At 69.3% G+C, this 21,026-nt stretch carries 19 protein-coding genes; 9 read left to right on the top strand and 10 right to left on the bottom strand.

All coding sequences use genetic code 11. The features are described 5' to 3' along the window. The first annotated feature begins 54 nt into the window (after positions 1-54). Positions 55-525: a DUF4112 domain-containing protein gene (locus BM310_RS03895; RefSeq protein WP_089804799.1), complete on the top strand. Its 471-nt coding sequence runs from the start codon at positions 55-57 to the stop codon at positions 523-525. A 79-nt stretch (positions 526-604) separates the two neighbouring features. On the opposite strand, the gene BM310_RS03890 is transcribed toward BM310_RS03895, so the two are convergent. The 3 genes from BM310_RS03890 to BM310_RS03880 are packed head-to-tail and all read right to left on the bottom strand — an operon-like array spanning position 605 to position 3,369. Then, a complete protein-coding gene (locus tag BM310_RS03890) occupies positions 605-1,300 on the bottom strand; it encodes a hypothetical protein (RefSeq protein ID WP_089804797.1) in 696 nt (231 codons plus the stop codon). Positions 1,301-1,345: 45 nt separating this feature from the next. Then, complete coding sequence (locus BM310_RS03885; protein WP_089804795.1) at positions 1,346-2,677, bottom strand: hypothetical protein; 1,332 nt, start codon at positions 2,675-2,677, stop codon at positions 1,346-1,348. Further along, positions 2,674-3,369: a hypothetical protein gene (locus BM310_RS03880; protein WP_089804794.1), complete on the bottom strand. Its 696-nt coding sequence runs from the start codon at positions 3,367-3,369 to the stop codon at positions 2,674-2,676. The genes BM310_RS03885 and BM310_RS03880 overlap by 4 nt, the downstream gene beginning before the upstream one ends. A 173-nt stretch (positions 3,370-3,542) precedes the next feature. Between BM310_RS03880 and BM310_RS03875 the strand changes: the two genes are divergently transcribed. Continuing rightward, positions 3,543-4,454, top strand: coding sequence for an RIO1 family regulatory kinase/ATPase domain-containing protein (locus BM310_RS03875; RefSeq protein ID WP_089804792.1), 912 nt, complete (start codon positions 3,543-3,545; stop codon positions 4,452-4,454). A gap of 241 nt (positions 4,455-4,695) precedes the next feature. On the opposite strand, the gene BM310_RS03870 is transcribed toward BM310_RS03875, so the two are convergent. Continuing rightward, positions 4,696-5,748, bottom strand: coding sequence for a TrmB family transcriptional regulator (locus BM310_RS03870; protein ID WP_089804790.1), 1,053 nt, complete (start codon positions 5,746-5,748; stop codon positions 4,696-4,698). Between the two features lie 152 nt (positions 5,749-5,900). Beyond that, complete coding sequence (locus BM310_RS03865; protein WP_089804789.1) at positions 5,901-8,003, bottom strand: alpha-amylase family glycosyl hydrolase; 2,103 nt, start codon at positions 8,001-8,003, stop codon at positions 5,901-5,903. A gap of 104 nt (positions 8,004-8,107) precedes the next feature. Between BM310_RS03865 and BM310_RS03860 the strand changes: the two genes are divergently transcribed. Then, positions 8,108-10,132, top strand: coding sequence for a glycoside hydrolase family 15 protein (locus tag BM310_RS03860; protein ID WP_089804787.1), 2,025 nt, complete (start codon positions 8,108-8,110; stop codon positions 10,130-10,132). Between the two features lie 26 nt (positions 10,133-10,158). On the opposite strand, the gene BM310_RS03855 is transcribed toward BM310_RS03860, so the two are convergent. After that, the gene (locus BM310_RS03855; protein ID WP_089804786.1) at positions 10,159-11,280 is read right to left on the bottom strand and encodes an ABC transporter ATP-binding protein; all 1,122 of its coding nucleotides are present in this window, start codon (positions 11,278-11,280) and stop codon (positions 10,159-10,161) included. Positions 11,281-11,412: 132 nt separating this feature from the next. Here BM310_RS03855 and BM310_RS03850 point away from each other — a divergent pair, with 132 nt between their 5' ends. The 5 genes from BM310_RS03850 (at position 11,413) to BM310_RS03830 (ending at position 16,229) form a co-directional block, all read left to right on the top strand. Continuing rightward, positions 11,413-12,708 carry an extracellular solute-binding protein gene (locus BM310_RS03850; protein ID WP_089804784.1) on the top strand — a complete coding sequence of 432 codons (1,296 nt, stop codon included), beginning with the start codon at positions 11,413-11,415 and terminating at the stop codon, positions 12,706-12,708. 7 nt (positions 12,709-12,715) lie between these two features. Next, positions 12,716-13,681, top strand: coding sequence for a carbohydrate ABC transporter permease (locus tag BM310_RS03845; RefSeq protein ID WP_089804782.1), 966 nt, complete (start codon positions 12,716-12,718; stop codon positions 13,679-13,681). Continuing rightward, positions 13,678-14,760 carry a sugar ABC transporter permease gene (locus BM310_RS03840; RefSeq protein ID WP_089804780.1) on the top strand — a complete coding sequence of 361 codons (1,083 nt, stop codon included), beginning with the start codon at positions 13,678-13,680 and terminating at the stop codon, positions 14,758-14,760. Before BM310_RS03845 ends, BM310_RS03840 begins: the two co-directional genes overlap by 4 nt. 141 nt (positions 14,761-14,901) lie before the next feature. Further along, on the top strand, positions 14,902-15,456 hold the full coding sequence (locus BM310_RS03835; protein ID WP_089806997.1) for a cupin domain-containing protein: 555 nt from the start codon (positions 14,902-14,904) through the stop codon (positions 15,454-15,456). Between the two features lie 182 nt (positions 15,457-15,638). Next, positions 15,639-16,229: a 50S ribosomal protein L15e gene (locus BM310_RS03830; protein ID WP_089804779.1), complete on the top strand. Its 591-nt coding sequence runs from the start codon at positions 15,639-15,641 to the stop codon at positions 16,227-16,229. 85 nt (positions 16,230-16,314) lie between these two features. Here the strand turns inward: BM310_RS03830 and BM310_RS03825 are convergent, their stop codons facing one another. Together BM310_RS03825 and BM310_RS03820 are read right to left on the bottom strand one after the other, a co-directional pair. Further along, on the bottom strand, positions 16,315-17,127 hold the full coding sequence (locus BM310_RS03825) for a CPBP family intramembrane glutamic endopeptidase (protein ID WP_089804777.1): 813 nt from the start codon (positions 17,125-17,127) through the stop codon (positions 16,315-16,317). Positions 17,128-17,196: 69 nt separating this feature from the next. Beyond that, positions 17,197-17,517, bottom strand: a complete 321-nt coding sequence (locus tag BM310_RS03820; RefSeq protein ID WP_089804774.1) for a rhodanese-like domain-containing protein — start codon at positions 17,515-17,517, stop codon at positions 17,197-17,199. Positions 17,518-17,682: 165 nt separating this feature from the next. Between BM310_RS03820 and ubaA the strand changes: the two genes are divergently transcribed. Beyond that, complete coding sequence (gene ubaA / locus BM310_RS03815; RefSeq protein ID WP_089804772.1) at positions 17,683-18,492, top strand: SAMP-activating enzyme E1; 810 nt, start codon at positions 17,683-17,685, stop codon at positions 18,490-18,492. A gap of 76 nt (positions 18,493-18,568) precedes the next feature. Here ubaA and BM310_RS03810 read toward each other — a convergent pair whose 3' ends face one another. Both BM310_RS03810 and BM310_RS03805 read right to left on the bottom strand, forming a co-directional pair. Continuing rightward, complete coding sequence (locus BM310_RS03810; protein ID WP_089804770.1) at positions 18,569-20,242, bottom strand: methyl-accepting chemotaxis protein; 1,674 nt, start codon at positions 20,240-20,242, stop codon at positions 18,569-18,571. A 103-nt stretch (positions 20,243-20,345) separates the two neighbouring features. Further along, positions 20,346-21,023, bottom strand: a complete 678-nt coding sequence (locus BM310_RS03805; RefSeq protein WP_245778424.1) for a helix-turn-helix domain-containing protein — start codon at positions 21,021-21,023, stop codon at positions 20,346-20,348. Positions 21,024-21,026: the final 3 nt, after the last annotated feature.

The following is a 21,026-nucleotide window of genomic DNA, read 5'->3' as shown; positions in this document are numbered from 1 at the left end:
CCGCCGATACAGTCAGCCAGCGGACTTTTGCGTCGTCACCGACTACGCGTGCCTATGAAGCGAGACATCGCAGACGAACTAGACGGCTACGGCGGAGAGATTCCCGAGAGCGTCGACCGGGCCGCCGTCGAGCGGATGCGTACCGTCGCGTACGTCTTCGACGACCTGGTGGGGATTCCGGGGACGAACAGCCGGGTCGGCCTCGACCCGATTCTCGGCTCGATTCCCGTCGTCGGCGACGTGGTGAGCGCGGCGTTCTCGCTGTACATCGTGGCCGAGTCGGCGCGCCTCGGCGTCTCCTACAAGACGCTGTTGGCGATGCTCGCGAACGTCGTCATCGACACCGCGGGCGGCGCGATTCCGTACGTCGGGACGCTGTTCGACGCGGTGTGGAAGGCGAACAAGTGGAACATCGAGATGGCGCTGTCGGACCTGACCGACGAACTCGACTTCGAGGACGAACTCGCCGGCATGGACGAGGGCGACGACGGGGACGACGGCCCCGTCATCATCGACGTGGAGTAACGACGCCGGCGGCCGGGTCCGCGTCCGACCCGGCGTCGCATCGCATCCGAGCACTACCGAGTCGGAGCCGCGGCACCGTTCAGAGCCCGACGAGCAGACGTGCCAGCGTCGCGCGAACCCGGGGGAACCACGCGCCGTCGGGGACGAACGCGACGGCCGTCGAGCGGTCTATCGACGACTCGCCCGCCGCGTCGCCCGTCCATCGGACCGCGTCGGCCGTCACCGCCGCGCCGCCGTATCGACCGCTGACCGCGTAGCCCTCGGGCGCGCGGACGACGAGTTCGTCCGCGCCGACGAAGACGGTGCCCTCGCCGCCGGCGACGAACGGCCGGACGGGGTCCGACGCGTGGAAGGCGGTGAACAACAGGACGCCCACCTCCGATTCGACGGCGTCGGTGTCGCGGTAGCTGACGACCAGCGTGTCGCCGTCGAGGCGACTCGACACGTCCTCGGGCGTCGCCGCGGGTCGCCCCTGGTCCATCGCGTCGGCGACGACTGCCGACCGGAGCGAGTCGTTCGCCAGTCGATCCGCGCCCGACGCGAGGGCGACCCGCGCCGTCCACCGCGTCGACCCGTTCTCCGCGACCGTAACGACCATCGTCGAGTCGCCGGGGTCGAGCGTGACTCCCGCCGCGGCGGCGGCGTCGTCGAGAGCGTCGGTGCAGACGGCGCAGGCGGCGCGGGGCGGTTCGCGGGCGGCCGCCGGAGCGGCGACGGCGGTTCCGACGACGCTGACGAGGACGAGGGCGAGGAGGAGTCGGTGACGGGCGGGCATTCGGGCGAACGTCGCGGCGCGGCGCCAAGAAGATTGGCGACCCGGTCAGCGCGCGGACCGAATCGCGTCGGCGACGGATTTCGTCGTCTCCGGCGTCGCCCGCGCCATCGCCTCGACGGAGACGTACCGGCCGAGTTCCCGGCCGAGCCAGTCGACGTGTACCTCGTCGTCGTCCTCGTACTCGTGCAGTCGCTTCGCGACGTACTCCAGCGCGCCGACCGTCTGGAGCACGTGACGGGCGAGACGCGGAGGCGCGTCAGACGCCAGCGCGGACTCCACCGCCCGAAACGCCGACTCGCGCATCCGCCGCACGTCCGCGGCGCTCTCGACGGTCACGTAGTCCCCGCGCTCGACGCGTTCGCGGAGACGCTCGAACGCCCGGATACGAACCAGCGTCCAGAACGCCGAGAGGACGACGTTCGCCCGTTGGCCGGTCGCTCGTTCGTCGTCGATTCGGTCGGCGTACTCGATGCCGTCGCGGAGTTCGACCAGCGCGGACCCCACGGGCGCCTCCGCGGCGTCGCCCCCGGCGTACGACGACGGTGACCCGTCCGCGGCCGGGAGTTCCTCTCGCCGGTCGTTCATCGTCGCGGTCAGCGACTCGCCCGCCGCGCGGAACACCGGGCCCATCGGCCGCGTCGCCGCCAGCGAGGCGACGAACCGGTCGTACAGGTAGGCACCGTGCGTCAGCGACGCCCGCGCGGCGGCGACGTCGCCGGCCATCTCGCCGATTACGACGGGGTTCTCGGCGACGTACCGCGACCGGTCGACCGCGCCGGAGAGCCTGCGGCCGGCGGTGGCGACGCGGTCCTCGACTTCGGCGTGGGCGAGCACCGCCCGGACCGGGTCGTCGCCGACGTAGCGCCAGCGCCCGCGGAAGTCGTCTATCTCGCCTCGGACCGCCGAGGCCGTCTCGCGCACGTCGTCGAAGGCGACGTCCCCGTCGATGGCCCGCCACGCCGTCGCCACCGCGGTGGCGGACTCGCGAGCGTACCGAAGCGACCCCAGCGCTTCGGCGGGCGACGGCGCCTCGGAGACGTCTTCGAGGGCGTCGGTCGCCCGTTCGTGCATCTCCCCGAGTTCGCGCCGAATCATGCCGTTCGGCACCTCGCGCTCGTCGAACGGCGCCGGGACGGACGCGAGGGTGTCGCGGACCGTCTCGACGCCCGCGTCTACGTACGCTTGTTCTACCGCTATCGGCACCGCCGGCGGCACTGTCGGCGGGTCGCCCGACGCCGCCTCGCGCAGCGCCGACCCGTCTATCGTCGTCGGTTCGGGTTCGGAGAGCGGGTTCAGGCCGCCGCAGCCGGCGAGTGCGACGGTCCCCGCCAGCGCGACGAACCCGCGACGGGTCGCCCGGAAGGGGTCGTCGGTCATTCCTCTTCTCCGGTCGCCGTGGCGTTCGTCGGCGACTTCGGCCCGTAGTTCGGCGGTTCGGTCGTCGGTTCGCCCTCCCGCGGGCGGCGTCTGTCGCACCCGCCACTCCCCCAACTCGACCCGCGACTCCTGATGGCGTCGGGGTCCAGCACCTCGGGAATGCGAATCAGCATCGAGACGCTGTCGCTGTCGCCGGCGTCGCAGTCCACGTCGGCGTCCCGGTAGGTGCTCCCGTAGGCGGTGTCGATACTGCTGTCGGTCCACGAGACGTGACAGAGCGAGAGCGTGTGGCAGGCCTCGACGCTCTGCGTCTCGAGGAGGAGCGTCTCCGACGCGAAGTCGGTGTTCGACACGAACCGCCGCGCCGCCGCCGCGCCGTTCACGTCCGCGAACGCGAGGCGGTCTGCCGTCTCCGCCGACGCGACGAAGCCCTGCGCTTGCGACGGTCGGGGCGTGGCCGACGGCGACGCCGACGTCGACTCGTCGTCCGCCGGTCGGAGCCACACGGGCGGTGCGTCCGCCGGGTTCCGGAGGGAGTGGTGCTCGGGGACGACGGCGTCGGCCGGGCGACCGGCGGGACCGGCCGCGGCCGTTCCCGTCACCGAACTGCTCTGGGAGGCGTTGCACCCGGCCGTCCCCGCGAGGAGAGCGACCGCGGCGTGGAGGAGGCGTCGGCGCGTGAGCGGGACCATACACGTCCTAACGGAATGACATTCGTAAACGCTGGGGATTCGAGGCGACCCATCGCACCGAGGGAGACCGCCGAGGCACGACCCGGACCGGCGAAACGCAATTTTATATCGCGCCTTATGGTTTATCACTCGCGACTCGCGGTCCTTTTAGGTGTCGCGGGCGTCCTTCGGGTATGGTGCGGAACGTCGCGGGCGTGATGGCCGAACTCGAAGCCGAGGACTTCTACCTCCTCTCGGGCGTCGAACAGGGGATGCGCTTCGGCGAGTGGGTGAACCGCGGCAAACTCCCCGACCTCTCGGGTCTCACCCCGGAGAACGTGGAGTACCGACTGAACCGGTGCATGCGACGCGACCTGGTCGAACGCAAGACCATCCAGTACGAGGGGTACAAACTCGCCGTCGAGGGCTACGACGCACTCGCCCTGCGGACGTTCTCGAAGCGAGACACCATCCAGGGCGTCGGTGCCCCCCTCGGCGTCGGGAAGGAGAGCGACGTGTTCGAGGTGCAGTCGTACAAACCGCTGGCGCTGAAGTTCCACCGCGAGGGGTACACCAACTTCCGCGAGGTGATGCGCGAACGCGAGTACACCTCCGAGAACCAGCACGTGTCGTGGCTCTACACCGCGCGGAAGGCGGCCGAACGCGAGTACGAGGTGCTGGAGGACCTCTACCCCGACGTGTCGGTTCCGCGACCGATCGATCAGAACCGCCACGCCATCGTGATGGAGAAACTGGGGGGCGTCGAACTCGACCGGGCGAAACTCGAGGCCGGTCAGGTGATCGGCGTCCTCGACCTGGTCCTGCACGAAATCGCGGCGGCCTACGACGCCGGCTACGTCCACGCCGACATGAGCGAGTACAACGTCGCCGTCGGCGAACAGGGCGTGACCGTCTTCGACTGGCCGCAGGCGGTATCGACCGACCACGACAACGCGCGGGAACTCCTCGCACGCGACGTGAAGAACGTCCTCGACTACTTCCGCCGGAAGTACCCGGGGTCGATGCCCGACGACGTGGACGAGTCGGCACTCTGCGACGCCGTCGCGGCGAACGAGTTCGAGTCGGTTCGCGCGTTCGCCGACTGACCGCCCCGTTCCGGCGGCGATACCACCCTTCTCTCTCGTACCGACGACTCAGCCTGTCTTCCACCCGTTCGTGAGCGACGGGCGAAGCGCCGCCTCATCACCGATAAATCAGATACCGCGATACGAAATCGTGAGTGGCGCGAATCGGAACGCCGAGTCGCTCACAGCGAAGACGTCTCTCTCGGCGCGAGCGTTCCGGAGAAGCGTCGACCCGCAGGAGGCGGCATCGCGGCCGCGGCTCTCAGCCTAGCGGGCGAAGTTCGACCGTCTCTGCCTCGAAGTCCTCGACGAAGGCCCCCTGCCCGCCGATACTGAAGGTGCCCTCGTCGGTTTCGACGACGAGCGTGTTCTCCACGGGGAACGAGTTGGTCGAGGGTTCGAGCAGTCCCTGGCGGATGTCGACGACGGTGCCCGTCAGTTCGGTGGGGCCGTCCTCGACGTGGACCCACCGACCCGTGACGTGTGCGACGACGGTCCCCCCCGTCCGCGCGTGGACCGTCGCCTGCAGGACGGCGTGGCGGAAGTCGCCGTACGTCGTCGGCAGGTCGTCGGGTTCGCAGGTGTACGTCTCGGCGGCCATCGGCCAGTAGTTGCCGAGGAACGACCCGACGAGGACCGGGCCGAGTTGTTCCTGCGCGAAGACGATGGCCTGCGCCGCGCTGTTCGACTGCGTGACCATCTCCGTCGGCGCGACCAGTCCCGCCTCCTGGTCGACGGTGAGCATGGTCGGCATCGGTTCCTCCCACGCCCGGACGACCGAAGCGAGGCCCGAGAGGGGCAGGTCGTCGTTCGGGCCGACGCCGGTGACGATGAGGAGGACGAGGACGCCTCGGTCGACGGCGTCGCGCAGTTCGTCGGCCACGTCGTCCACGAGCGAGTACGGGACGCCCAGCGTCACCTCCGTCTCGGCGCGTCCGACGAGTTCGTTGATGCGCTTGATGACCGTCACCCGCGACTTCACCACCTCGAACCGCTCCGACCGGGGGGCCGCCTGGGAGAACCGCGATTCGAGCGCCGGCCGCATCTCGTCTAAGTCCGACGTGAGCGACTCGACCACGTCCGCGGGCGGCCGTGCGCGGATGGTCGTCGGCACCGCGTGGTCGTTCACCTCGACGAAGCCGCGGTCCGCGAGTGTCTCCGCGATGCTGTAGACGTAGCGCTTCGAGACGTCGGCCTCGTCGGCGATGGTGCTCGCCTTCGCCTCGCCGAGTTCGAGAATGGTGAGGTACGTGTCTATCTCCTTGTCGGAGAAGCCGAACCGCTGGAGCAACTCGATGAGCGCGGCGTCTTCCATGGTGAGACATGCAGAACAGGGTCACTTATACTGACGTGGCTTCGCGCACCGGCGGCGGTCCACGAGGGCGGCGAGGGGCCAGAGACGCGAGGGCGGCAGTCAGGTCGGGGCGCGACTGGTCGGGCAGGTCCGGTCGGGTCGGTCAGAACGAGTCAGGAGAGACGGAGGACGACGCAGTCCTCGACGCGAACGCCGCCGTCGCCCGTCGCGACGTTCTCACCGGAGAGGAGGTCCTTCCTATCCGTCTGCATCTCGCCGGGAAGCGTCGGGTCCGCGCCGTCGGCCGTCGTCGCGCCGCCGTCGAACCTCACCGTCGCCGCCTCTGCGCCGAAGTTGACGACGACGAGGAGGCGGTCCTCGTCGGTCGTTCGCTCGTAGGCGGCGACGTTCGCCGCGTCGGTACCCGAGACGGTCGGAGAGAGGGGGTCGACCGACCCGGCGCGCAGGGCGGGTTCCGCGGCGCGGAGGGAGACGAGGCGGCGGTGGAAGTCGGTCAGGTCGGCGTCGCCGTCGTGCCACTTCATCCGCCCGCGTTGCTCGGTGACGCCGCGTTCCTGCCCGTAGTATACGAGAGGGACGCCCGGGAACGTGAACGTCACCGCGACGGCCGCGCGGAGGGCGTCGGGACCGCACTCGGCGAGGTAGCGGTCCTCGTCGTGGTTCTCGACGTACCGCATGTGGACCGCGTCGTCGGGGTAGCCGCGGTGAGCGGACGCCGCGAGCGCGTCGAAGACGGCCTCCGCGGGCGCCTCGCCGGTCCCCACGTCTCTGAGCGCGTAGTAGAGGTCGGTGTCGTAGTGCAGGTCGAACTCGTTCTCCGCGAACGCGGGGCGACGGGGGACCGTCTCGTCCAACAGGAGGAAGTCGGCCTGCTCGCGCTTGAGTCGGTCTCGGACCTCCTTCCAGAAACCGTGCGGGACGCCCCACGCGACGTCGCACCGGAAGCCGTCGACGACGGGCGCCCACTCGTCGACCACGTCGAGCATCCACTCGCGGACGCGCAGGGAGTCGTAGTTCAGGTTCGGAATCGACCACCAGTTGAACAGGACGCCGGGCGCGCCGTCGGCCGACCAGTCCACGTCCGAGGTGTCCCGTTCGGCCGGAATCCGCTCGTACAGGTCCTCGTACTCCGGGACGCCCGCCTCGTGGAGTTGGTACGCGGGGTGGTCGCGCGAGGTGTGATTTATCACGAGGTCGAAGACGACGCGGACGCCCGCCTCGTGGAGTCGGTCGACCAGCGACTCGAACTCGGCTCTCGTGCCGAGGTCGTCGGCCGTGTCGAACAGGTCGGTGATGTGGTAGCCGTGGCGCGTCGGACTCTCGCAGACGGGGGTGAGCCAGATGGTGTCGACGCCGAGGTGTTCGAGGTAGGGGACGCGGCGTTCGAGTTCCGCGAACGTGGCGTCCACCGTCTCGCCCGCGAACTCGCGGACGAATATCTGGTAGATGGTGGCGTCCTCGACCCACGCGGGCGCGTCGGCAGGGCGGGAGACGGCCACGTCTCCGCCCTCGCGTCCGAGTTCGACCGTGTCCGAGAGGCCGTGGCGGTCGGCGACGGGGACGGCGTGGACGCGCGTCCGACCGGCGACGGCGTCGGCGGGGAGGCGGAGTTCGTCGCCCGAGACGGTCACGTCGTCGTCGGTGAGTTCGTCGCGGCCGTCGAGGTAGAACTCGACCGACGGGTCGGCCCCGTCGGGTGCGGGGCGGGCGTCCGCCGTGACGACCACCTCGTCGCCCCGCCGGTCGGCGTCGAGTCGGACGCGGGGGCGGCCCGGTCCCTCGACGGTCACCTCGGTGCGGGCGTACGGGTCGAAGGCGTCGTCGAACGCGAAGATGGCCTCGTGCGTGCCCGGCGGGAGTCTCGCCGCCGCGGTCCAGGCGTCGCCGTCGAACGTCGCCCGCGTCAGCCCCATCTCGAAGTCGTTGAACGGGCCGATGACGGAGACGCGTTCGACGGCGTCGGGGGCCGCGTCGACGGCCGCCGCGTCCACCCGAAACTGCACCGGACGCCGGGGGTCGGGGAACGCGCGGACGGTCTGCCGGTGGGTCCCGTCTGGGGCGTCGAGTTCGAGGCGGTAGACGCCGGGCACGTCCGGCGCGAGGTGGACGACGGGCGCGTCGCCGACGGTCAGGTCGCTGTCGGCGGGGCGTTCGACGACCCGCCAGCGGTACGTCTCGGCCGGGTCGGGGTCCCGCGGCGCGAGTTCGACGGCGTCGCCCACGTGCGTGAACCGGGGCGGTCCGGGATGGTGCATACGCCCAGAGACGGGGCCAGTCGTTTGACTGTTTCGGAGAAGCAGAAATCTGTGAACGACAATTACACCAAAAGTTATTACCCCCGACCGTCGAGTGGCGGACAATGCAACTGCGCGACGCGTTGAAGGACTACAAGCGAAACCGGGACCACCGGACGCGGTTCCCGGGCGAGTGTCGGACCACGTCCGGGCGGTTCTCCGGTCGGAGCGGCCGACTCGTCCACGTGGGCGAGAGCGGGCAGATACGCGACTTCAGCTACCCACTCACCGGGTTGACGGGCATCGTCCGGTCCCGGTTCGGGGTCCGACCGGCCGGCGACGACGGGGTGACGACGTGGTTCGAGTCGGGGTCAGCCAGCCAGCGATTCGAGGCGGGGACGACGCTCGTCGTCACCGACCACGAGACGCCCCACGGCCCCGTCACGCAGTACGACCTGACGGTCGGCGAGACGCACGTCACGCGGTTCGACGCGTCGGCCGCCGACGAGGTGGACGTGGTCGCCTGCGTCGGGTTCGCGCCCGACGGCCGGGACACCCGCATCGCCCAACTCCGCCACGGCGACGCCGTCGAGGTGTACCACGCCGAGGAGACGGACTACGTGGCGAGTGCGACCGGGTTCGACGAACTCCGCGGCGAGGCGTTCGGCACGTTCGAGTCGTTCCTCGACGACGACCCGGCGACGTACCCGCGACCGGTCGCGGAGGACCGGTACGAGGAGGGCCACCTCAGCGGCGACGTCGTCGGCGTCGTCCCCACGGCGGACGACGGCACGGCCACCCTCGCCACGCTTCTCACCTCCCGTTCGGACCACACCCGCGAGTCGGCACTCGACGCGGTTCGGACCGCCGCCGCCGACTACGACGCCGACGAACTGGCCGCGGCCGCGGCCGACGACGGCGTCGCCGACGTGCCGCACGGCGAGGCTGTCGCCACCGACCTGCACGTCCTCTCGCTCCTGTCCGGCCGCCGCGGCCTCCGGGTCGCCGGGCCGGACTTCGACCCCTACTACGCCCACTCCGGCGGGTACGGCTACACCTGGTTCCGCGACGACGCGGAGATTTCGCGCTTCCTCTTAGAGAGCGACGACCACCTCGACCTGTCGCTGTCGGCGTGGCACGACCGGAGCGCGCGGGCGTACCGGCAGACGCAACTGGACGACGGGTCGTGGCCGCACCGCGTCTGGCCGTTCAGCGGCGAACTCGCGCCGGGGTGGGCGAACGGCCGCCTCGAAGCCGGGTCGGACGTGGAGTATCAGGCCGACCAGACGGGGAGCGTCGTCGCCTACCTCGCTGCGTACCTCGAGGAGGCCGACGACGAGGGCGTCACCGAGACGCTGGAACGCGCCCTCGCCGGCCTGAACGAGACGCTCGCCGACGACGGCCGCCCCGTCGCCTGCCAGAACGCGTGGGAGGACACGTCCGGCCGGTTCGCCCACACGACGGCGACGTTCCTCGAGGCGTACGCGCGACTCGCGGCCACCGACACCGAACTCGCCGCGGCGGCGAAGGCCCGCGCCGACGAGGTGTACGAGGCCGTCGACGACCTGTGGGTTCCCTCCCGCGGCATCTACGCGCTCCGGGAGTACCCGGACGACCACGAGGAGACGGGGCTGGACGACCGGTGCGACTCCGCGACGCTGGCGTTGGTCGACGCCCACCGGACGTACGCGCGGGTCGGCGCGGTGGACGACGAACGCGTTGACAGACTCGTCTCGCACGTCGAGCGCGTGGTGGCGGAACTGTCCCGCGACCCGGCCGGCCCGGTCAGCGGGCTGATTCGGTACGAGGGCGACGACTGGCGGACGCGCGAACAGGACGACGAGAAGATATGGACCGTCTCGACGGCGTGGGGCGCGCACGCCGCCGCGAGTCTGAGCGCCCTCTTGGCCGACAGCGGCGACGCACGGAGCGAATCGGTCGGCGAGACGGCGCGGGACCTGCTGTCGCTCGTCCTCCCGGACGGACCGCTCACCACCGACGCCGGCTACCTGCCCGAACAGGTGTTCGACGACGGCACGCCCGACAGCGCGACGCCGCTGGGGTGGCCGCACGCGCTCAGACTGGCGACGGTGGCCCTGATGGACGAGTACGGACTGCTCGAAGAACGCTCGGTCGTCGCCGACGACTGAGGCGACGGGTCGCTCCGCGAACCGGGCTACGCCGGGACTTCTCGCTTCGTCGCGTCCGACAGCAACGCGTCGCCGTCGGTGGCGTCGAACAGGTGGACGACCGACTGGTCGAACGTCACCTCGACGGTGTCGCCGACGGTCGGTTCCACGTCCGAGTCGACGCGGGCGATGAAGTCGGCGGCCACGTCGAGGTGGAGGTAGTTGTCGGAGCCGACGGGTTCGACCACGTCCACCGTCGCCTCGATGCCCTCGCCCGCGTCGGCGACGCGGACGTCCTCGGGGCGGATGCCGAGTCGGAGCGCCCGCGCGTCGACGGCCGAGACGCGGCGGGCGACGTCGCCGGTGAGCGCGTAACTGAACCCGTCGTCGTTCGACAGCGTCACCGACCCGCCGTCGCCCGTCGCCTCCACGTCGACGAAGTTCATCGACGGCGACCCGACGAACCCGCCGACGAACTCGTTCGTCGGGTTCTCGTAGACGTCCTTCGGTTCGCCCACCTGCTGGAGGACGCCGTCTTTGAGGATGGCGAGTCTGTCGCCCATCGTCATCGCCTCCTCCTGGTCGTGCGTCACGTAGATGGACGTGATTCCGAGTTCGTTCTGGAGGCGCTGAATCTCCGTCCGCATCGTCGTCCGGAGTTTGGCGTCGAGGTTCGACAGCGGTTCGTCGAACAGGAACACGTCGGGTTCGCGCACGATGGCGCGCCCGAGGGCGACGCGCTGTTTCTGCCCGCCGGAGAGTTCGCTCGGCTTGTCGTCCAAGAGGTCCTCGATGCCCATCATCTCCGCCGTCTCCGCGACGCGCGCGTGGCGTTCGTCCTTCGAGAGGTCCGTACTCATCCGCAGGCCGAACGCCATGTTCTGGCGGACGGTCTTGTGCGGGTACAGCGCGTAGTTCTGGAACACCATCGCCACGTCTCGCTTCCGCGCGTGCACGTCCGTCACGTCCTCGTCGTCGAAGCGAATCGTCCCGCTCGTGGGCGATTCGAGGCCGGCCATCATCCGCAGCGTCGTCGACTTCCCGCACCCCGACGGCCCGACGACGGTGACGAACTCGCCGTCCGCCACCTCGAACGAGACGTCGTCCACCGCGACGATGCGGCCGTTGTCGAACTCCTTTCGTAGATTATCGAGCGTTACAGTTGCCATTTGACCGATGCTTGTGACGACGAGATATAGTTCTTGCCCTCTGTGTGGAATTTGTGAGGTACGATTTCGTACTACTTTTTCTGAGTTCGAATGATTTAAGTTGTGAACGAATAATTCAACTCTTATTCACCCATGACAATGGACCGCAGAACGGTGCTGAAGCACCTCGGAGGCGCGGGCGTCGTCGGCGCCCTCGCCGGCTGTGTCGGCGTACAGAACCAGAGCGAGCAGACGGCGGCCGAGTCCGGCGGCGAATCCGGCTCCGACGCCACCGACTCCGGCGGCGACGCGACGGCGACGGAGTCCGGCCCGGCGGGGACGGCGAAGGCGTGGTACCAACTCGCCGATACGGAGGTGCCGGCCCGCAAGGAGGCCATCCAGTCGTACAACGACGCGACGAAGCACACCGTCGAGGGAGCGGACATCTCCGACCTGCGGAAGAAGACCACCTCCGCCGTCCCGGCCAACCAGGGCCCGGCGACGTTCGAGTGGGCGCACGACTGGGTCGGCGACTACCACCAGCGCGGGTTCGTCGTCGACAAGAGCGACGCGCTCTCGGTCAGTCTCGACGAGTTCACCGACGCGGCCGCGGGCGCCGTCCAGTTCGACGGCGCGACGGTCGGCCTCCCGCACGCGGCGGAGACGGTTGCGCTGGTCTACAACGAGGAGATGGTCGACTCCGCGCCCTCGACGGTGGCGGAGATGCAGTCCGTGATGGAGGAGTACCACGACCCCGAGAACGGGACGTACGGTCTCGGCTACCCGTTCGACCCCTACTTCGTCAGCGCGTGGGGGCAGGCGTTCGGCGGCTACTACTTCGACTCCGAGGCGGACCCGCAACTCGGCATCAACGCCGACGCGACGGTGAAGGGGTTCCAGTTCGCCGTCGACGAACTCGTGCCGTACATGCCGAACGACCCGACGTACGGGCCGCAGGCCGCGGCGTTCGCCGAGGGCAACGCGCCGTTCGCCATCAACGGCCCGTGGTACCTCAGCACGCTGAACGAGAAGGGCATCGACTACGGCGTCGCCGAACTCCCCGCGCCCGAGGGCGGCGAGCCGAGTCCCTACACGGGCATCACGATGTGGTACTTCTCGAAGGGGATGGAGGGCGACGACGCCACGACGCAGGCCGCCCTCGACTTCGTCGAGTGGTACACGACGAACGAGGACGTCCTCCTGCGCAACGCGAAAGAGCAGGGCTCGATTCCCGTCTTGGAGAGCATCGCCACGAGCGACGAACTGCCCGCGGCGGTGCAGGGCTTCTCGAAGGCCGTGAGACAGGGCGTCCCGATGCCGACGCACCCGAAGATGAACGCCGTCTGGACGCCCGTCAAGGACGCGCTGACGAAGGCGTTCAACGGCGACGCCGACGTCGGCGCCGCGATGGACGAGGCGGCGAAGACGGTCCGTAGCAACTGGGAGTGACCGCGCCATGAGCACCGCCTCCCGCGTCGCCACCCGAGTCGCGGACGTCCCGTTCCTCGACAGAGAGGACACCTCGCTCCTCCTCGTCCTGCCGGGGCTGTTCGTCTTCTCCGCGTTCATGCTGTTTCCGGTGCTGTACCTCGTCGGCATCTCCTTCACGAACGCGCGGCCGGCGAACCTGTTCGCCGGCGAGACGGCGCTGGACGTCCTGACGTTCGGACAGGCCGAGTTCGTCGGCCTCCAGAACTACGTCTCGGCGCTGACCGACCCGGCCTTTTGGAACTCGTTCGGCGTGACGTGGCTGTTCGTCGCGACGAGCGTCACCGCGAAGATAGCGTTCAGCGTCGGCATCGCCCTCGTGGTGACGGGTGACCGCGTCCGCGGCAAGCGGTTCATGCGCTCTCTCATCATCATCCCGATGGGCCTGCCGGCCATCTTCGTCGTCACCGTCTGGCGGGGCATCTTCAGTACGGCCGAGTTCGGACTGGCGAATCAGCTCCTCAAGTCGGTGGGCTTCGAGTCCGTCGCGTGGCTCTCACAGCGGTGGACGGCCTTTCTCGCCTACAACGTCACCGAGGTGTGGCTGGCCTACCCGTTCATGGTACTCATCACCGTGAGCGCACTGCAGGACGTTCCCGAGGAACTCCACGAGGCGGCGATGGTGGACGGCGCGGGCTACGTCTCGCGCTTCCTGCACGTCACCCTGCCCTCCATCAAGCGGCCGGTGATGTTCGCGTCCATCCTGACCGCCGCGGCGTCGTTCCAGGCGTTCCTCATCCCGTACGTGTTCAATCAGGGCGGCCCGGCGCGAGCGAACGAACTCATCGTCGTCTACGGCTACCGCGAGGCGTTCACGTTCTCACAGTACGGCGAGGGCGCAGCCATCAGCCTGCTCGCCGTCGCGTTCATCGGCGCGTTCATGTGGCTGAACGTGAAGAAAGGGCGACTCGCCGACGGGGTGGGGGACGCGTGAGCCTCCTCGGCGGCGTCGTCGACAGCATCGCCGACGACGTGAAGGCGGCCGCGTACACGCCGGTGGAAGTCGGGCGCGACGCGGCGTACACCGCCCGCGGAGTCGCTCGCGGCGAGATTTCGCCGGCCGGCCCGCTGAAGACGCTCGGCGCGACGCTCGGGGCCACAGTCGTCGTCGGACTACTCCTGTTCCCCGTCTACTGGATACTCATGTCCGCGCTGTCGGGGTCCGGGGGTTCCATCTACACGACGAACGGGCTGTCCCTGCTCCCGCAGGACCCCTCGCTGAAGCCGTTCCTCTGGGTCGTCGGCGACCTCATCGTCCCGTCGTACGCCATCAGCCTGAACCTCCCGTTCACGGACCTCGCGGTGGTCCTCGACACGCCCGAACTGGTGTTCCTCGACGCGTCCGCCTACGGCGTCGAGAACCCCTCGAACTTCAAGGGGTTCTTCTGGAACAGCCTCACGGTGTCGATTCCGACGGTCATCATCGCGATGTGTCTCATCGTCCCGGCGTCGTACGCGCTCTCGCGCCGGGAGTTCATCTTCCGCCGGAAGATTCTGTTCGTCTACGTCCTCCTGACGCAGGTGGGCGGCGGCCTCGGCATCGCCCTGCTCATCGGCCTCTACACGGTGTACGTGCAGGTGGGGCTGAACGACAGCAAACTGGCGCTGGCCGTCTACTACGCGGCGACGGCGGTGCCGTTCAACACGTGGCTCTTGAAGACGTACATGGACGGCATCCCCACGTCGTACGAGGAGGCCGCCGTCGTGGACGGCGCGCCCCCGTGGCGCGTCGTCACGGAGGTCATCCTCCCCCTGTCGGCCGCCGGGCTGGCGACGGTGTTCATCTTCACCTTCCTCACGGGGTGGACGGAGTTCGTCGTCGCCCAGACGCTGCTCGGCACGGAGAACTACACGCTCCCGGTCGGCCTCTACTCGCTGGTCGACGAGTACTCCATCCCGTGGGCGCGGTTCTCGGCGTTCGCGCTCGTGTTCGCCTCACCGCTCATGCTGGTGTACTTCTTCGCCCAACGGTACATCGAGGGCGGCCTGTCGTTCAGCGGGATGGAGGGCTGACGGGCCCCCTTCTTCGACGCGACATTCTCCTTCTTCGACGCGGTATTCTTCTACTTCGCGCACGCGCGTGCGTCAGCACCACAGTCGCGACCGATAGATACTCCCCCCTCTGCCGACCCCGTAACGAACGAGGTGAGACAGGTGAGCGAAGAGACGGAGACGGCCGAAGCCTTCGTGAAGACGGTCGACGAGGGCGAGGCGTACCACGCGCTGGGGGCGTTGGCGTTACTGAAAGCGACGAGCGAGGAGACGGACGGCGCGTTCAGCCTCGTCGAACGGCGGGGCGACGAGGACAGCGTCGTGACGCCGTTGCACGTCCACCGGTCGGCCGACGAACTCTGGTACGTCCTCGACGGCGAGATACGACTGTTCGTGGACGGCCGGGTCCGGTCCGCGGGGCCGGGCGACACCGCCTTCGCCCCGCGGAACGTCCCGCACGCGTTCCGAATCGCCGCCGACGGTACCAGATGCCTGCTGTTCGTCTCGCCGGGCGTGGAGACGCTGTTCTCCGAGGTGGGGACGCCCGTCGAGGAGGCGACGGTTCCCACCGACGGCCCGGACGACGCCGAGTTGGCCCGTCTCGACTCGTTTCTGGCCGACGCCGACGTGGAGATGCTGGGGCCGTCCCCGTTCGACACCGACGCTGACACCGATAGCGACGCTGGCACCCACACAGACACCGACACCGACACCTGAAGCGCCCCCGGCCCTGAGACGCGGGGGCACGGCCCGTCGGATTCGAAGTCGTTAAAGGCGTCTCCGGGGTAGACCCTGTAACTCGCTGGCCGAACGGGACGCCAGCGGGCACCCGAGGACTCGGGACGAAATGTGGACGGACCTCGAAGGTCCTCCGAATCGCAAGCGCCCGTGGTGAAACTATGGCACGAAGCTTCTACTCCCACATCAAAGACGCGTGGAAGAACCCCGGCGACGGGAAACTCGGCGAACTGCAGTGGCAGCGAAAGCAGGAGTGGCGCGACCAGGGCGCCATCGTCCGCGTCGACCGACCGACGCGCCTCGACAAGGCGCGCGAACTCGGCTACAAGGCCAAACAGGGCATCGTCGTGGCCCGCGTCTCCGTCCGCAAGGGCGGGGCGCGCAAGCAACGGTTCAAGGCCGGCCGTCGGACGAAGCGGCAGGGCGTCAACCGCATCGGTCGCCGCAAGAGCATCCAGCGCATCGCGGAGGAACGCGCCGCGCGCAAGTACCCGAACCTGCGCGTGCTCAACTCCTACTGGGTCGGCGAAGACGGCTCCCAGAAGTGGCACGAGATCATCATGGTCGACCCCGAGCACCCGGCCATCCAGAGCGACGACGACCTCAACTGGATCTGCAGCGACGACCACAAGGGCCGCACGTTCCGCGGCCTGACGAACGCCGGGTCCTCGAACCGCGGTCTGAACAACCGCGGCAAGGGCGCGGAACACACCCGCCCGAGCATCCGAAGCGGTCGCCGCCGCGGCAAGTAATCCGACGCTCGACTCCGACTTTCTTTCGACGCCGCCCGGCGAGTGACGACGCCGACGCGCGCGAGGTGTCGCGACGACACCCGACTCACGTCAACGCGAATCCGAGGACCGAGAGACCGATGAACGCCACGTGCGTCCCCGCGTGCGCGAGCATCGCGGCTTCGAGGTGCCACCGCCAGAAGAACCAGCCGTAGACGACGCCGCCGATGGCGTTCAGGAGGACGGTCCGAATCACCGTCGGGAACGTGAGCGGTCCGAGTCCCGCGAGCGCGGGGAGGTGTCCGATGCCGAAGACGAGTGCGGTGAGGACGATGGCCGGCCACATCACGTCGGGTCCGGGGCGACTGACCCCGCCCGCGGCGCGCCAGCCGACCCACGCGAGCGCCGACATCAGGCCCCAGCGCAGCAGGAGTTCCTCGGTCAGTCCGCCGTAGAGGAACCTGACGGGCGCGGAGGCGACGATGTGGACGAGCGTCGGCGTCGCCGTCGCCGACGCCGGGACGGCCCCGAGCGGAGAGAACGTCACGTCGAGCGCCGCCAGCAGGAAGCCGACGACGATACCGGCGAGGAGCGCTCGCGGACCGGTTCGGCGCAGTTGCGGGAGGACGGGGTCGCCGCCGTCCGCGCGTTCGGCGACGAGTGAGCGCAGGCCGACGCGCGCGGTGGCGAACGTCCCGACGAGGACGGCGACGACGAGCAACGCCGTCGGGGTGAGAAGCGAGAGGGCGAGGACGACGAGCGGTGAACTCCCCGGGGGCGACGGGAGCAACCCGGTGGCGGCGAGCGTCGCGCCGAGGGACGCGATACCGAGGAGTCCGAGCGCGAAGAGCGCACCGACGCGGCGGCCGTACCGGCGTCGAGCGTTCGGCTCGCGGCCGAGTGCGTGAGTCCCCGCCATCTGTCCCGTGGTCACACGGCACAGAAATAAGCCCGGCGTTCGACGCCGGGGGCGACGGGAGCGGGGCGGTCAGGCGTCGTGGCCGGAGTCCGTGGGGCCGTCCCACGCGTCGAACCCGCCGCGGAGACTGGAGACGGAGGCGTCGAGGTGCGAGTCGAGCAACGAGGCGACGCGGCGGGAACTCTGGCCGACGTAGCAGGCGACGACCACGTCGTCGCTCCAGTCGGAGTCGACCGTCGCGAGCGAGAGACGCGACGCGGGGAGGTTCACCGCGCCCTCGATGTGGCCGGCGGCGTACGAGGACGGGTCGCGGATGTCCACGACCGTCGTCTCGGTGTCGTCGTCTTCCAGTTTCGCCACCAGCGTCTCCGGGTTCGTCTCCGTGACCATACCCGTGGCTGACGGACGGCGTCTCAAACCGTCTTCGATTCGGGAGGCTCTCTCACGATTCGTCGTGACAGACGGGGGCGCGGGCGCTTGCGTCGTCGGTCGGCGAACGGCGACCCTCGCCGCCGCCGGGCGCGGATTTATTCGGCTCACCGACCAACGTCGGGTATGTCTCTCTCACTCGACGCGACGCAACTCGACCGCTACTCCAGACACATCATCATGGACGAGGTGGGACCGCAGGGGCAGAAACGGCTCCTCGACGCGTCCGTGCTGGTCGTCGGCGCGGGCGGTCTGGGGTCGCCGGTGATTCAGTACCTCGCCGCCGCGGGCGTCGGCCGCCTCGGCGTCGTCGACGACGACGTGGTCGAACGGAGCAACCTCCAGCGACAGGTCGTCCACCGCGACGACGACGTGGGGACGCCGAAGGCCGAGAGCGCGGCCGCGTTCGTCCGCGGCCTCAACCCCGACGTGACCGTCGAGACGTACGAGACACGACTGGAGAAGGCGAACGTCGAACTCCTCGCCGACTACGACGTGGTGGTGGACGCCTCGGACAACTTCCCGACGCGCTACCTCGTCAACGACTTCTGCCGACTCCACGACATCCCGGTGGCGCACGGCGCGATATACAAGTTCGAGGGGCAGGTGACGACGCTGGCGCCGGACGGGCCGTGTTACCGCTGTCTGTTCCCGGAGGCACCCGAACCCGGGACGGTTCCCGACTGCGCGACGACGGGCGTCCTCGGCGTCCTCCCGGGGACCGTCGGCTGTATCCAGGCGACGGAGGCCGTGAAACTCGTGCTGGAGGCCGGCGACCCTCTCGTCGGTCGCCTCCTGTTCTACGACGCGATGGACATGACGTTCGAGACGGTGCCGTACCAGCAGAACCCCGACTGCCCCGTCTGCGGCGACGACCCCATCGACTCCGTCGCGGAGGTGGAGTACACCGACGTCTGCGCGGTATCGTCGGAGTGAGTCGGGGCGGCGGACGGCGAAGAGAACAGTCGGGAACGAACGGGGCCGGACGGCGGGGGGGTCTCGTCGCGACGCCTCACCGACCCGCGTCGGTCCCGCCGTCGGTCGGCGCGGCCTCCGCGGGTTCGGCGTCGGTCGGTGGCGACGCGTCGTCGTCCATCTCGCCCTCGTCGAAGTCCGAGGCGACCACGTCGAACTCGCTGGCCTCGAACGTCGCCGAGACGTCGCCGCCGCAGAGACGCGCGACGCGGTCGGTGAGTTCGTCCAGCGCCATCGTCTGGTCGGCCGTCGCGTCGGTTATCTCGGTGGAGGCGTCGCGCGCGTCGAACGCGTGCGTCTGCGCGGTCTGGATGGTCGTGGTGACCTCCTCGATGTTCTTCGCCTGACTGTCGGTCGCCCGCGCGACTTCGCCGATACCGTCCGCGGCGGCGTCCGTCGCCTGAGCGATCTCCTCGAGCGACTCGAGGACGTCTTCTATCTCGCCGGAGGCGACCTGAATCTGCTCGTGGGACTCCTCGGAGGCCGTCACCGTCTCGTCGGCCTGTTCCTGAATCTGTTCGATGCTCTGTGCGATCTCCTCCGTGTGCTCGTGCGTCTGGTTGGCGAGTTGTTTCACCTCGTCGGCGACGACGGAGAACCCCTCGCCCGCCTCGCCGGCGCGCGCGGCTTCGATGTTGGCGTTCAGCGCCAGCAGGTTCGTCCGGTCTGCGACCTCTGCGATGACCTCGACGACTTCCTCGATAGCGCCCATTCGCTCTTGGAGTTCGGTGACGGTGGCGAGCAGGTCGTCGGAGATGTCGATGACGTTGTCGGTCGCCGACCGGACGGACTCGCCCGCCCCCCGTGCGCTCTCGGCCGCCGTCTGCGCTTGCGCCGCGGAGCTCGCGACGTCGTCGGAGGTGGCGGCTATCTCCTCCATGCTCGCCGAGAGGTCCTGCATCTCGTCTGCGCCCTCGTCGAGCAGTTCGCTCTGTTCGGTCACCTGCGACTCGATGCGCGTCGCGGCGTCGGCGGCGCGTTCGATGGCCTCGCCCAGGTGGACCGCCTTCTCGTCGACCTCCTCGGCGAGTCGCTCGAAGCGCTCGGCCATCGCGTTGAACTCGGGGACGACGGACAGCGTCCGCTCGTCCAGGTGGTCGGTGTCGTCTTCGAAGTCGATGCGTGCGGACAGGTCGCCGTCGGCGAGTGCGCTGACGGTCGCGAGCAGTTCGTCGACGAGTCGAGTCGAGGCTCGCTGGCGCGTGACCACGTCCGTGCGGTCGTAGATGGTCTCGACGACGGCGACGAGGTCACCGTCCTCGAACACCGGTTGGGCGACGAAGCGGATGTGCCGTTCGACGCCGTCGCCGGTCACCATCGTGCTGCTGTCCTCGAACCCGCCGTCGCCCGTCGCGGCGACGCCGAACTCCGTCTCGGCGTTCCGAGGCGCTTCGAGCACCTTGTCGGCGAGCGTCTTCGCCCGACGGCCGTCGGGATAGAACGCCTCGCTGGCGTGCTCGGAGCCGAGCGCCTCGGACGCGGGGACCGCGGTGAGGTTCTCTAGCTGGCGGTTCCACGCGACGACGACGCCCTGAGCGTCGAGGACGAACGTGGGGGCGCCGACGCTCTCCAGAAGCTGTGTGCTGTCGAGCGAGCGCGCGACGCCGGATACCGTCTGGTGGTCTCCGGCCGCGAGACCCCCGTCGGTCCGTGGGCGGTCGCCGCCCACCGGAAGCGCATTCACGAATCGGGTGAGCAACGAACTGAGCATCGTCCCCCTTTTCGCAACATGATAGATAACTGTACCGCGGCGATTTTCAGAACTGATACTCAGAAGGCAGCAAACGGGTACCGTCACCGCCTCGAGGGCCCAGTCACCACCGCACCGGGTCGTCGTCCACGACGCGGCCCAGCACCGCCGCTTCGGCCTTTCGGAGGTGCTCGGCCGCCGTTCCGGTCGAACAGTCGAGTCGCTCGGCGACGTCGGCGACGGACGCGCCGCGCGGGTCGCCGTAGTAGCCGAGTTCGACCGCCGCCGCGAGTGCGTCTCGCTGTCGTGCGGAGAGTTCCGCCGCGGGTTCGGCGACGCGGCCGGTGTAGTCGCGAATCCTGACGATGTCCATCTCGACGCCCGACGGCAGACCGTCGAGGGCGTCGTCGAGGGCTCCCGTCGCGCCGACGACGGAGATGTCGACGCGCCGGTCTCCGCGGTAGACGACCGGCGGGACGACGACGACGCCGGTGTCGAGGAAAGGCGCGACGAGGGTGGCGTCGGCGTTCCGTTGCTCTTCCTGTACCGCGAGGTAGAACCCGGGACGGTCCTCGGCGTCGGCGACTTCGTAGTCCAGAATCGACGCCGAGGCGTCGAGCGCCGCCGTGTAGCGCCGGGGGTCGTCGCCGTCGACGTGGAAGAGGACGGTGTTTCGCTCGCCGACGGCCGGATTCCAGTGGAGCAGACTCGTCCGTCTGAAGCCGGGCGTCTCGGCCACGAACGCGTGCATCGGATGGACGAACCGGTCGGGGAGACCGAGGCGAATGCGGAGCGACTTCACGAC

Source organism: Halogeometricum rufum (assembly GCF_900112175.1).
Lineage (GTDB): Archaea > Halobacteriota > Halobacteria > Halobacteriales > Haloferacaceae > Halogeometricum > Halogeometricum rufum.
The sequence above is the reverse complement of the archived record's forward strand: the minus strand, read 5'-3'. Positions and strand labels throughout refer to the sequence as shown.